Origin of the sequence: Bacillus sp. SLBN-46, from assembly GCF_031453555.1 — a bacterium.
GTDB lineage: Bacteria > Bacillota > Bacilli > Bacillales > Cytobacillaceae > Neobacillus.
The window spans coordinates 1,338,795-1,352,668 of sequence record NZ_JAVIZM010000001.1 but is presented as its reverse complement, the minus strand read 5'-3'; the positions used below and the strand labels follow the sequence as shown (position 1 = coordinate 1,352,668).

Below are 13,874 nucleotides of genomic sequence, written 5' to 3'. Positions count from 1 at the left end.
GGTTTGATCATGACAAAGCAAAAAGTGGTGATTGCGCTAGGCGGGAATGCCATTCAATCAGGGGACGCAACCGCAGAAGCGCAGCAATTAGCATTAGAAAAAACCGCACGACAGCTGGTTCATTTTATTGAAAATGGAATTGATATTATTATTTCCCACGGCAACGGTCCACAGGTTGGTAATATTCTCCTTCAGCAAAAAGCTGCTGATTCGATGAAAAATCCGGCGATGCCGCTCGATACATGTGGTGCAATGAGCCAAGGGATGATTGGCTACTGGATGCAGAATGCGATGGATAAAGTGTTGAAGGAGCGCGGAATTGATAAAAATGTCGTCACTGTTGTAACAAGGGTAGCCGTGGATAAACAGGATCCTGCGTTTCTCAATCCGACGAAGCCGATCGGACCTTTCTATAGGGAAGATGAAGCGAAGGAAATCATGGAGTTAACGAATACCTGTTTTAAAGAAGATGCAGGACGTGGCTGGAGACGGGTGGTTCCTTCACCGATGCCCGTGAGTATTTTAGAGCATCGGGTCATTAATTCACTTGTTGAAGAGGGCAACATTGTGATATCGGTTGGCGGCGGCGGTATTCCTGTTTTAGAAACAGAACACGGGTTAATCGGAATTGAAGCGGTAATCGACAAAGATTTTGCTTCGCAAAAATTGGCTGAGCTGGTAGAGGCCGATGCGTTAATCATTTTAACTGCGGTTGACAATGTGTACATTGATTTTAACAAACCAACCCAGCGGAAATTAGAGGACGTGAGTATTGCTGAATTAAAGGCTTTTATAGAAAAAGGTCATTTTGCTCCTGGGAGCATGCTGCCAAAGGTAGAGGCTGCAATTAATTTTGCGGCAACAAGTCCTGAGCGCAAAACGATTATCACTTCATTGGATCAGGCGTTTCATGCTTTGGAAGGCAAGGCCGGAACTGTAGTGAGTTTGCTTGGTGCGGAAGTGTTGGCATAATAGGAAAAACCCTCTTTGAAGCCGGTTCAAAGAGGGTTTACTTTTAATCGGTAGATTGAATGATATCAGGCTTTGACTGCACTTTCTGGTTGTAAATCGGTAAAATCACTACTACCCCGATAATAAACAAGACGGCTGACATTTCAAACGTTGTCACTAAGGAAAATTGCTCTTTTAGAACTCCCGCGAGACTCATTGTTATGACCATTGATCCTGCGAATAATGGACTTAAAATTCCGTTTACCCGGCCGATAAAGGCTTCTTCTGTATTTTGTAAGATCAAGGTGTTGATTCCAATTTGAATGCACGGCATCATGAGACCACTAAAAAACTCTGCAATTAAGGTAATCCACAGATTTGTTGAAAATCCCATCACAGCAATACCTAAACCATTAACGAGCATTCCAAACACAAGCAGTCTTTGTGGAGGAACATTTTTGGCAAATATCATGGCGCAAGCACCGCCCAATATCATTCCGACTCCATTGACCATAAGCAGCCACTGTAGGTTCTCTTTAGGGAGGTCTAATTGTTCAGTGACAAGAAAAATGTTTAGAGGATTAATAAATCCTACTCCAAGTCCTGCAGCCATAAAGCACAGCCCTAATAGACTTAATTCTCTTTTTCCTAAAACATACTTTATTCCACTTTTCATCTCTTGTAGCAAGGTAGACTCTCCTGCCTCCTCCATTGGACGATCTTTAGGAAGGAAAGCAAGTGCCCCTGCTGAAAGCAAGAATGCAACACCAGTAACAGCGATACTGACGTCAATTCCAAACGATTGAAAGACGAATGTACCAATAATCGGTCCTAATACCATGAAAAGAGCGAAAACCGTTTGATATACCGACATTGCCGCTTGGACTTGGTTTTCTGACAAATGCATTTTAAACAATTTCATCCCTGATGGCTGGGAGAATTGCGAGAGAATGGCTGAAACTAAGGTTGCGAAAAACACTACTTTCCATGTGCCAAATACTAGAGTAAACAGTACAACAAATATTGATACAGCACTTAAAATATCACACCACACCATCGTTTTTTTCGGTGCCCAGCGATCCGCAAAGGTTCCACCGATAAAGGAAAAGATGAAGATAGGTGCAAATTCAGCGACTGAAATCATGGAAACAGCAAATGCATCCCCATTTGTCTGATCCATAACAAAAAGTAAAACGGCAAAGTTCCGGACCCAAATCCCTACTTGCAGGAATAATCCAGACATGATGATGGCTAAAAATACTCTGTTTCGGAATAAGTTTCCTGGTGATGCTGGTGTGACTTCGTTATTGGTCAAATCCATATAAAAACCTCCTGTATAAATTCTGGACAGGAGGCAGTACTATACAATATTCGAGTGACATTCTATCCCCTGATTGATGGGGAAGTATGATCTTTCCGACTTGTATAAAAGTACAGACTAATCCTATCCAGAAAAAATAATCGTATTTGATAACGAGTTTTTTCATCTACAATAGGATTAAAAGATCATCGTTTCAAGGTCACCCTTTCCGCTTTTTGGTAAGTTGATTGTATAGGATTTGATGGTATAAATCAAGTGATAGTATTTTTTGTTTGGAGTGACCTCTCTGGGCTTATCTCATCATCACTAGTTACTGTTCTCAGCTTTTTTCGACATGACGTGCAATAGTATCCTTATTTTATTTTTTTGGCTCTGTTTTAACTGAATGTTGATTTCACTGTGTTTAAAAAATAAACGGAAAAATTCCGTTTATTTTGGGAAATACCCATATTTCCTTAAACATAAGGGGAGTTTTTCCGGTTATTGTATCCAAATCTTTGGATTCTCTCGTATTTAGAGTAGTTAACCGGAATTTTTCCGCTTATATGTGCTTCTTAAGCTACCTCTATATACATTAGCCGGAAATTCTCCGCCTATTATTCTCATACCTACTCGAAAATCAACAATTTGTTTAACACAGCTTATTAAAAAAAGACAAAATAAAAAAGACCAGCATTTCTGCTAGTCTTGTTATCCACCTATGTATGGTGGAGACGGCGGGACGTGCTCTTCCATGCTTTCGTCATGGCACTGACTATATCTTGAACCTGCCTTAACAGGTCCCTCGGCGTCTTATGCGAAACATAAATTTACCTCTTCAAGGTATGGATTTCGCATCCTAGTACTACCATTTAAGCATGGCAGCCTATAAGTCGATACACGGCTGTTGGATTGCTCCACATACCGCTCGGCATTGCCCTATCGCAAACATGCGACTTAGGTTTCACCGATAAAGCCGAATTTTCACTTATGTGTTACCACATAAGGCGACTAATTACTAATCGAACCCGCGTCCAAAGATATCGGCACTTAAGCATCTACGAGTGTAGTCGATATATTGGCGTTTCACTGATCCATTTGCCTATCGACCGGCGTCCGGTCAGCTAGCCTGGTTGTTCTCTTCCTTCATCCTCAGGCGGTGGAATCCGGCGTAGCCCACTTAGAGTGAGTCCCTTACCCTACCACATGGGCAATGGAGGGAGGAACCGCTATGCAGTATTAAGCTGCGAAAGCGAAGTTGTTGTTAGTTTTGCCAGTTATGGCTTTGACGTTTTAACGAGGCCGATCCCCTCGACTCGCAACCTAAGCTCAAACTACCCCTGTCGAATCCGTAGCGTCCCCATTATAAAATGAGCTGAAATCTACTTAAAGATTTAGCATCAGACGTTAGGATTGCTCGAACGTTTGTAAGAGCAAAAGTTAATGTCGCATCACTTAGCGACAAACTTATTATAACACACTTACATCATTTTTCAATTGTAAGTATCTGTAAGTTATTTTCCAATTCGATAAATCAACCTGACACACCTTACATCTTCTGACGATCGCGGAATGCTCGTTCAATTTCACGCTTCGCCTCTTTTTGCTTTAACACTTCACGCTTATCATAATTCTTCTTACCCTTTGCTAACCCTAATAAAACCTTACAGAAACCATTTTTTAAATAAAGTTTCAATGGAACTAAGGCATAACCTGCCTCTTTCGTTTCCCCAATCAGCTTATTGATTTCACGTCTGTGAAGTAATAGCTTACGTGTTCTTAATGGGTCATGATTAAAAATATTTCCTTGTTCATAGGGGCTGACGTGCATTCCAAAAAGAATAGCTTCACCATTTTGAATTCTAGCATAAGCATCCTTGAGATTCACTTTTCCCGCACGAATGGATTTAATCTCTGTTCCCTGTAGAACAATACCCGCTTCATATGTTTCTTCGATAAAGTAGTCATGGTAAGCCCTTTTTGTTTTGCGCGACTACCTTCCCTTCACCTTTTGGCATCGTTTTTCACCTCGTCTTACCATTCATTTTAACAGAACAGACAAACTACTACAATTGAAAGAGAGCCTCGTACTTAAGGCTCCCTTTCCGCGATTATTTATTTTTTCGTTTTGTACTCTTCGATTTTGGTACGTTGTCGTAAAACTTGCGTTTCTTCTTCTTTTGACCCTGCCCGGTGCCAGTGCCAGTGCCGCCACCAGCTTCCGACTTATTGCGGTCTCGATTACGGCCACCGCCACCACTGCCTTCTTGCTGCTTGTTTCGGCGCGGCTTTTTCGTATCACTACCCGTTTTGAAAACTTTCGGTGCCTCTGTCCGCTCTCTGCGGGTACCCTTCATGCCGACAATTTCAAAATCAATCGAACGCTCGTCTTTATTGACTTTAACGACTCGAACGGTAATTTCATCACCAATTCGGAACACTTTTCCTGTCCGTTCACCGATCATCGCATAATGGCGCTCATCAAAACGATAATAGTCGTCAGTCATATAGCTGACATGAACGAGACCTTCTATCGTATTTTGTAGTTCGACGAACATACCAAAGTTCGTGACAGAACTAATAATACCGTCATATTCTTCGCCAATTTTATCTTCCATATATTCCGCTTTCTTCAACTCATCCGTTTCACGCTCGGCATCCACAGCCCGACGCTCCATTTTTGAAGAATGATCGGCAATTTCAGGTAAGCGGGCATTCCACTTTTCCCTTGTCCTTTCATCGAGCTTTCCTTCAATTAAATAGGTACGAATTAAGCGGTGGACAATGGTATCCGGATAACGACGAATCGGCGACGTGAAATGGGTGTAAAATTCCGTTGATAATCCGAAATGTCCCAGGCTTTCTGGATTATATTTTGCCTGTTGCATCGAACGTAGCATAACGGTCGAAACAACCATTTCTTCCGGCTTTCCTTGAACTTCTTCAATGATTTCTTGAAGAGCTCTAGGGTGAACATCGTTGGCTGTCCCTTTTACGATGTAACCAAAGTTCGTGATAAACTCGAAAAATTTCCTGAGCTTATCTTCCTTCGGATCCTCGTGAATACGGTAAATAAACGGTACTTCCATCCAGTGGAAGTGCTCCGCTACCGTTTCATTGGCAGCTAACATAAACTCTTCAATTAGACGCTCAGCTACTGAACGCTCACGAAGGACGACGTCAGTCGGTTTTCCTTCATCATCCACCAGCACCTTTGATTCTTTAAAATCAAAGTCGATGGCGCCTCGGTTCATCCGTTTGTTTCGTAGGATGGCGGCCAACTCTTCCATCATTTCAAACATTGGGACAAGCGATTCGTATCTTGCCCTTGTTTCTTCATCCTGTTCCGCAAGAATCATATTCACATCATAGTAGGTCATACGCTCTGTTGTTTTAATGACACTTTGGAAAATCTCGTGAGAAACAACAGCGCCATCTGATGTGATTTCCATCTCACAGGATAAAACCAGTCGGTCTACTTTTGGATTTAATGAGCAAATTCCATTCGATAAACGGTGCGGGATCATTGGAATTACGCGGTCTACTAAATACACACTTGTCGCCCGGTCCTCCGCCTCGACATCGATTGGTGTACCTTCTTTAACATAATAGCTGACATCGGCAATATGAACCCCGAGCTTGTAGTTACCGTTTTCTAACTTTGAAACGGTTACCGCATCATCAAGGTCCTTTGCATCGGCCCCATCAATGGTAACAATGGTTTCGTTCCGTAAATCACGGCGGTTCTTTAATTCGCTTTCATCAATGGTGTCAGGCACCTCATTTGCTTGTTGCAGTACATCGTCCGGGAAAGCCATAGGCAGTCCGTGCTTATGTATGACAGAAAGGATGTCCACGCCTGGGTCATTTTTATGACCGAGAATGGTGATGACTTCACCTTCAGCACTTTTTCTCCCTTCAGGATATGTAACAAGCTTAACGACTACCTTATGTCCCTCAACCGCTCCTTTAGAAGCTGACTTTGGAATAAAGATGTCGCTCGCGAACTTTTTATCATCAGGAATGACAAAGCCAAAGCTTTTGCTTTCAACATATGTCCCTACTACCTGCTGAACACCGCGTTCAATGATGCGAATAATGCTTCCTTCCCGGCGTTGCCCAGATGTTTCCGAGGAAACACGAGCGAGAACGGTATCTCCATGCATAGCGGTATTCGTTTCGTTTGGCGGAATAAAAATGTCATCCATTCCTGGTTCATCAGGGGTAACAAACGCAAATCCTTTCGCATGACCAATCAGTTTACCGCGAATTAAGTTCATTTTTTGCGGCAGACCATAACGATTGCTGCGAGTGCGTACTACTAGCCCCTTTTCTTCCATTTGAACAAGAGCCTTTACAAACTCTTTAAAGTCACTAGAATCCTGAATACCAAATGCTTCTTCAAGCTCCTGGACTGTTAATGGTTTGTAGGCCTCATCCCTCATATATTGCAAAAGCCGGTCAACATGCTTTTGGATGTTATCTTCCAAGCCAATCCCTCCTTTGTGGGTGTTTTATTAATCGTGCCAGTCGAGTTTTTCTAAAAAGGCATACACATCTTCATGTAGCTGATCACGTTCTTTATCTAACGTTATTACGTGTCCAGATTCTTCATACCATTTAATATCCTTTGTAACTGACTCAATTTCATTGTAAATAATGTTTGCACTGTCTGTATTAATCATGTGGTCGTGGCGTGCCTGAACGACGAAGGTTGGGGCATAAATCATGTCCACATTTCCGCGAACATCAGCAATCAATGCCTGGAGCTCCTTTAATGTCCTCATCGGAGTTTTCTTAAAGTCTTCCATTTCCATTTCGATTTGCTCGTCTGATTTTCCTTCACGCTTTTTAAATTCGCGAGCGTACTCGAGTATTCCTTCGTACATAACCTCTTCACTTTTTATATACATCGGGGCACACATCGGTACAATACCCTTTATAGGTACAGTGTAACCCAATTTCAAGGAAAATACGCCGCCAAGAGACAGTCCGGCTACGGCAATTTCCTCATGCCCTTTATTTTTTAAGAATTCATAGCCATCCATGACATCCTGCCACCAATCTTTTGGTCCAGTATGTACGAGCTCCTCAGGTGGAACCCCATGACCCTTGTAGTGAGGTGCATGGCTGGTATAGCCTTTCTTTTCTAAAAAACGTCCCAGCATCCGGACATCGGCCGAATTACCGGTGAAACCGTGGAGCAGCAATACCGCTCGTTTTCCTCCTTCAAAGGTAAATGGTTTCGGTGAAGCAACTTTCATTTTAAAAAACTCCTTTTATTTCAATTCACTTAATATAGTTTAAGCAATGACGTGGTGAACATTCCAGAAAAACGACTTTGTCTATTCTGATAAAACAAAAAACCTGGCTGGGTGGCCAGGTTTGAGTGTTTATATTAGATTTTAAAGTAAGTAACAGCAAGAGCAAGTATGAAGAATAATACTGATAATACAATCGTGATACGATGTAGGATCAAATCAATTCCACGTGCTTTTTGTTTGCCAAATAGGGATTCAGCACCACCAGAAATGGCACCAGATAATCCAGCGCTCTTACCAGATTGAAGTAAAACAACCGCAATAAGACCAATACTTACGATAACTAATAATGTTACGACCAATGCATGCATGTAAGCCACCTCCTGTTAGACGTACAGTTCACAGTATATTAAATTTACCATATTATTTCCCATTAGACAATACAATTCTGGGGACAGTCCCCCGCTGCGTTAAAGCGCCGGGGGACTGTCCCCTATCTTAGGATGGAGGAGGCCATTCTGACGTATGTATGCCGCTTTCCTCTTACTACAATCGAGTAGGCTGTGATGTTTTCTGGGATCGCGATTCCTGCTGCTCCTGCATCGCCGATATGGTATAAATCCGCACCAGCCATTTTACTATTTAAGGCGATCTGTTTAACGGTTGCTTCATCTGAACCTTCTTGGCTTGTTCCTGTTGTCAAAATCGCAAGTGCTCCCTTTTCGTGAACACTATCAACTAGCTTGGCTGTTCTTTCAATCGTAAAGCCTGGCACTGTCCCTGGTGATGGAATGAGGATGATGTCTGCTCCTGCTTCGATAAAGGAATGCAAGGTTTCGGTTGACATCAAGCTGCCGCCTACCTCACCAGCAACACCCGCACTATGCATTTTTCCGGCTATAATCAATCCGTCTTCGCCGAAAACGGTTCGGGCCACTTGAATAGCTTTTGTAATTTCTGCATTCGATACACCTGTTTTAGGATTCCCTGTCAGGCAGACAAAATCAAATCCTAGCTCTTTTGCCTTTTGCAATGATTTTTCAGTAGCCAATCTTCCTTCAGGTAATTCAATTAAAGCTTCAACCTGCTTCGCAGTGAGATCTACTGGCTCTAAATTAAGACCAATGGGACGTCCGACAAGTTTTTTCAGGGTGCGCACAATATTGTCAGGCACCACTTCAGGTAATCCCTCCATTGTCGGATTTAAGACATCAAAGAAGTTTAATAAGATGAGGTCTGCTCCAAATGCGGCAACCATTTCTGCATTGGTCACGGCAGGATAATAAGGGGTAATGCTTCCGATGACTTCCGCCACAATCGTTCTTCCCTCTGATGCGAGGATACTTTGCTTCAATTCTCTTCCTGTCATTTTTTCAAAATCAGCTGCTGTACAATCTAATAAACGTTTCAAATGATCAACTCCCCATACATTTTTCATTCCTATATGAAAAATACCACAAATATACAATTTGTGGTAGAAAAAAGACACCCCGGAATGCGGAGTGCCTTTGAATATAAAAATTACTTGCTTAAGTTATAGAAAGACTTAAGGCCGTTGTATTGGCTAGTTTCACCTAATTGATCTTCGATACGAAGTAATTGGTTGTACTTAGCTACACGGTCTGTACGTGATGGTGCACCAGTCTTGATTTGACCAGCGTTTGTAGCAACTGCGATATCAGCAATTGTATTATCTTCTGTTTCACCAGAACGGTGAGAAATAACAGCTGTGTAACCTGCACGCTTAGCCATTTCGATTGCATCGAAAGTTTCAGTAAGTGTACCAATTTGATTAACTTTGATAAGGATGGAGTTACCGATCCCTTTTTCGATACCTTCAGAAAGCTTCTTAGTGTTAGTTACGAATAAGTCGTCACCAACTAATTGAACTTTTTTACCAATACGCTCAGTTAAAAGCTTGTGACCTTCCCAGTCGTTTTCATCTAAACCGTCTTCGATTGAGATGATTGGGTATTTAGAAGCAAGCTCTTCATACCAGTCAACCATTTCAGCAGATGTCTTCACAACACCTTCGCCAGAAAGATGGTATTTACCGTCTTCTCTGTTGTAGAACTCAGAAGATGCAGCATCCATTGCTAACATAACTTCTTCGCCAGGCTTGTAGCCAGCTTTTTCGATCGCTTCAACGATTGTTTGAAGCGCTTCTTCGTTAGAACCTAGGTTTGGAGCAAATCCACCTTCGTCACCAACAGCTGTGTTAAGACCTTTTGCTTTAAGAACTGATTTTAATGTATGGAAGATTTCAGCGCCCATACGAAGTGCTTCTTTAAAACTTGGAGCACCTACAGGCATGATCATGAATTCTTGAATATCCACGTTGTTATCAGCGTGCTCTCCACCATTAACGATGTTCATCATTGGAACTGGAAGCTGCTTAGAGTTGAATCCGCCAAGGTATTGGTATAAAGGAATATCAAGATAGTTAGCTGCAGCGTGAGCAACGGCCATAGAAACTCCAAGGATTGCGTTTGCACCTAATTTACCTTTGTTTTCTGTTCCATCAAGTTCGATTAATGCATGGTCAACACCAACTTGATCAAGTACGCTGTACTCTTCGCCAACAAGCATTGGAGCGATAATTTCGTTTACGTTGTCAACTGCTTTTTGAACACCTTTACCAAGGTAACGAGACTTGTCACCGTCACGAAGTTCAACTGCTTCGTATTCACCAGTAGAAGCACCACTTGGAACTAACGCGCGTCCAAACGCACCTGATTCAGTAAATACTTCTACTTCGATTGTTGGGTTACCACGGGAGTCTAATACTTCACGAGCGTATACATCTGCAATAAATGGCATAATTTTTCTCTCCTTAAAAAATAAATTATTTTATTAATGAAGTTCCAGTCATTTCAGCTGGCTTTTCAACCTTTAATAAATCTAACATAGTTGGAGCTAGATCTCCAAGGATTCCACCGTCACGTAACTCCACACCTTGCTTTGTTACAATAACAGGAACAGGATTAGTTGTGTGAGCAGTCATTGGCTCGCCTTCTAAAGTGATTACTTCGTCGGCATTACCATGGTCTGCAGTAATAATTGCTGTACCACCTTTTTCAAGGATCAGGTCAACAATTTTCCCTAGACATTCATCCACCGTTTCAATTGCTTTAATAGTTGGTTCAAGCATACCAGAATGTCCAACCATATCTGGGTTAGCGAAGTTCAAGAGAATCGCATCAAATTTATCATTTTGGATTTCATTGAGCAATGCATCTGTTACTTCATATGCACTCATTTCTGGCTTAAGGTCATAAGTTGCAACCTTTGGAGAGTTGATTAAGATCCGCTCTTCGCCAGGGAACTTCTCTTCGCGTCCCCCGCTCATAAAGAACGTCACGTGCGGATATTTTTCTGTTTCCGCAATTCGAAGCTGCTTTAAGTTATTTTGAGCCAAGACTTCACCTAACGTGTTGTCTAGGTTTGTTGGTTTAAAGGCTACATATCCATCAACAGATTCACTGAAGTGTGTTAAGCACACAAAGAATAGATCCTTTGGATGCTTTGGTCCGCGGTCAAAGGCACGGAAATCAGCGTTCGTAAAGGTATTAGAAATTTGAATCGCACGGTCCGGACGGAAGTTATAGAAAATAACCGCATCATTGTCCTGAATCGTTGCAACTGGCTGTCCATCTTCCTTTGTAATTACGGATGGGATGACGAATTCATCAAAGATACCATGTTCATAGGAATCCTTTACAACATCCATTGGGTTTGTATAGGCTGGACCTTCTCCATACACCATAGAACGGTAAGACTTTTCTACACGCTCCCAGCGCTTGTCACGGTCCATAGAATAGTAACGGCCTGAAATGGTTGCGAATTCACCCACGCCATACTCCTTCATTTTATCCAAAGTTTGCTGAATATATTTTTCAGCTGTTTTTGGTCCCACGTCACGACCATCAAGGAAAGCATGGATATAAACTTTTTCAACGCCTTCTTCTTTTGCTAGCTTCAATAGGGCAAACATATGTTGAATATGGCTATGAACGCCTCCATCTGAAAGTAAGCCGAATAAGTGTAGGGCAGTGCCGTTTTTCTTCACATGCTCCATTGCACCTGTAAAGGTAGCATTTTTTTCAAATTCGCCCTCACGAATGGCAATGTTTACACGAGTTAAGCTTTGGTACACGATACGTCCTGCACCGATATTCAAGTGTCCTACCTCAGAGTTCCCCATTTGTCCCTCTGGAAGGCCGACTGCCTCACCAGATGCCGTTAAATGGGAGTGTGGATAGGTGCTCCAGAGGCGGTCAAAGTTTGGCTTTTTAGACTGTGCGACCGCGTTTCCTTTTTGTTCTCCTCTACATCCAAAACCATCTAGGATGATCAGAGCAACTGGAGATTTACTCATAACTGCCTGCCTCCAGTAACTGTAAAAATGATTGTGCTTCAAGGCTTGCTCCGCCTACTAATGCACCATCAATATCAGGCTGTGCCATGTATTCTTTAATATTTTCCGGCTTCACGCTACCGCCGTACTGAATTCTAACTGCGTCTGCAACATCTTGAGAGAATTGCTGTGCAACCACTTGACGGATATGTGCACACACATCGTTTGCATCCTTTGAAGTAGAAGATTTACCAGTTCCAATCGCCCAAATTGGTTCGTATGCGATCACGGATTGCTTCACTTGCTCATCAGTTAAACCTGCTAATGCCTTAGCAACTTGGTCACCAACTAATTGGTTGGTTTCACCATTTTCACGCTGTTCTAGAGTTTCTCCACAGCAAATGATTGGAGTTAAGTTGTATTTAAACGCTGCTAGCGCTTTTTTGTTCACTGTTTCATCAGTTTCGTTGAACATTTCACGGCGTTCTGAGTGGCCGATGATGACATAATTCACACCAAGATCCGCAAGTGCTTTCGGGCTAATTTCGCCTGTAAACGCTCCGTTTTCTTCAAAGTGCATGTTCTGAGCACCAATTTTCACATCGCTACCTTCTGTTACTTCTACAAGGTTTTGTAAAAATAAAGCAGGTGCACAAATAACAGAATCGATTCTATCTGAAGCAGGTACAAGACCTTTCACTTCTTCTGCAAAGCTTCTTGCTTCGGAAAGGGTTTTGTTCATCTTCCAGTTACCTGCAATGATTGGTTTACGCATTAAAAGCACATCCTTTCATAGTTGTAAAAATGAGCAAGATTATTTATCGTTTAACGCAACGACGCCTGGCAATGCTTTGCCTTCCATAAACTCAAGGGAAGCGCCACCGCCTGTAGAAATGTGGCTCATTTTATCTGCTAAGTCGAACTTTTCAACTGCAGCAGCTGAATCTCCACCGCCAATTACTGAATATGTACCTTCTGCTTCGGCAAGAGCTTCTGCAACGGCCTTCGTACCGCCAGCGAATTTGTCAATTTCAAATACACCCATCGGTCCATTCCAAATAACAAGTTTTGATTTTTTGATTACATCAGCATAAATCTCTCTTGTTTTTGGTCCAATATCAAGAGCTTCCCAATCTGAAGGGATTTCTTCAATTGCTACCACTTTTGAATTAGCATCAGCAGAGAAATCATCAGCTACTACCACATCGACCGGCATATAGAAGTTAACACCTTTTTGTTTCGCTTTTTCCATGAATGATTTAGCTAGGTCAATCTTGTCTTCTTCAAGAAGAGACTTTCCAACTTCATGGCCTTGTGCCTTCACAAATGTATAAGCAAGTCCACCACCGATGATGAGGTTATCGACTAATTCTAATAGATTCTCAATAACACCGATTTTGTCCTTAACCTTTGCCCCACCAATAATCGCTGTAAATGGACGCTCAGGATTAGAAAGTGCTTTACCAAGTACTTCAAGTTCTTTTTCCATTAAGAAGCCTGAAACAGCTGTTAGGTTATGAGCAATTCCTTCTGTTGAAGCATGCGCACGGTGTGCCGCACCAAAGGCGTCGTTCACATAAACATCAGCAAGCTCCGCAAATGCTTTTGCCAACTCAGGGTCATTCTTTTCTTCACCAGGGTAGAAGCGTACGTTTTCTAGTAAAAGAACATCGCCCTCTGCCATTGTGTCAATTAACGCTTTAACAGAATCGCCATAGGCTTCATCTGCTTTTTTCACGTCTTTACCAAGAAGTTCTGATAGTCTTATACCGACTGGAGTTAAGCGCATTTCTTCGACCACTTTTCCCTTTGGTCGGCCGAAATGGCTTGCCAAAATCACTTTTGCTCCTTGCTCGATTAAATACTGGATCGTTGGCAATGCTGCACGAATGCGTGTTTCGTCTGTAATTTTCCCATCCTGCATTGGGACGTTAAAATCTACTCGGCAAAAAACACGTTTACCTTTAACATCTACATCTTTTAATGTTTTTTTGTTCATGTAAAG

General features: G+C 42.2%; 10 protein-coding genes, 1 other RNA gene and 1 pseudogene. 1 reads left to right on the top strand and 11 read right to left on the bottom strand.

What is annotated here, in order from left to right:
• The first annotated feature begins 9 nt into the window (after window positions 1-9).
• Window positions 10-972 carry a carbamate kinase gene (arcC, locus tag QFZ87_RS06785; protein WP_309859425.1) on the top strand — a complete coding sequence of 321 codons (963 nt, stop codon included), beginning with the start codon at window positions 10-12 and terminating at the stop codon, window positions 970-972.
• A gap of 43 nt (window positions 973-1,015) precedes the next feature.
• Here the strand turns inward: arcC and QFZ87_RS06780 are convergent, their stop codons facing one another.
• From QFZ87_RS06780 to QFZ87_RS06730, 11 genes and pseudogenes are all read right to left on the bottom strand, one after another.
• A complete protein-coding gene (locus QFZ87_RS06780) occupies window positions 1,016-2,266 on the bottom strand; it encodes an MFS transporter (RefSeq protein WP_396133955.1) in 1,251 nt (416 codons plus the stop codon).
• 1,004 nt (window positions 2,267-3,270) lie between these two features.
• Window positions 3,271-3,605: a transfer-messenger RNA gene (gene ssrA / locus QFZ87_RS06775) on the bottom strand.
• 195 nt (window positions 3,606-3,800) lie between these two features.
• Window positions 3,801-4,269: pseudogene (smpB, locus tag QFZ87_RS06770) on the bottom strand (SsrA-binding protein SmpB).
• A gap of 93 nt (window positions 4,270-4,362) precedes the next feature.
• Complete coding sequence (gene rnr, locus QFZ87_RS06765; RefSeq protein ID WP_396133954.1) at window positions 4,363-6,696, bottom strand: ribonuclease R; 2,334 nt, start codon at window positions 6,694-6,696, stop codon at window positions 4,363-4,365.
• A 72-nt stretch (window positions 6,697-6,768) separates the two neighbouring features.
• Entirely contained in the window at window positions 6,769-7,515 is a 747-nt protein-coding gene (locus QFZ87_RS06760; RefSeq protein WP_309859418.1) for an alpha/beta hydrolase, read from the bottom strand.
• 134 nt (window positions 7,516-7,649) lie between these two features.
• Window positions 7,650-7,883 (bottom strand): preprotein translocase subunit SecG, encoded by a 234-nt coding sequence (gene secG, locus QFZ87_RS06755; RefSeq protein WP_307285392.1) that lies wholly within the window; start codon window positions 7,881-7,883, stop codon window positions 7,650-7,652.
• A 122-nt stretch (window positions 7,884-8,005) separates the two neighbouring features.
• Entirely contained in the window at window positions 8,006-8,923 is a 918-nt protein-coding gene (locus QFZ87_RS06750; protein WP_309859412.1) for a DUF7916 family protein, read from the bottom strand.
• A 110-nt stretch (window positions 8,924-9,033) separates the two neighbouring features.
• Window positions 9,034-10,332, bottom strand: coding sequence for a phosphopyruvate hydratase (eno, locus tag QFZ87_RS06745; RefSeq protein WP_309859409.1), 1,299 nt, complete (start codon window positions 10,330-10,332; stop codon window positions 9,034-9,036).
• A gap of 25 nt (window positions 10,333-10,357) precedes the next feature.
• Window positions 10,358-11,890, bottom strand: coding sequence for a 2,3-bisphosphoglycerate-independent phosphoglycerate mutase (gene gpmI, locus QFZ87_RS06740; RefSeq protein ID WP_309859406.1), 1,533 nt, complete (start codon window positions 11,888-11,890; stop codon window positions 10,358-10,360).
• Window positions 11,883-12,644, bottom strand: coding sequence for a triose-phosphate isomerase (tpiA, locus tag QFZ87_RS06735; RefSeq protein ID WP_309859403.1), 762 nt, complete (start codon window positions 12,642-12,644; stop codon window positions 11,883-11,885). The genes gpmI and tpiA overlap by 8 nt, the downstream gene beginning before the upstream one ends.
• 39 nt (window positions 12,645-12,683) lie before the next feature.
• Entirely contained in the window at window positions 12,684-13,868 is a 1,185-nt protein-coding gene (locus QFZ87_RS06730; protein ID WP_309859400.1) for a phosphoglycerate kinase, read from the bottom strand.
• Between the last annotated feature and the right edge of the window lie 6 nt (window positions 13,869-13,874).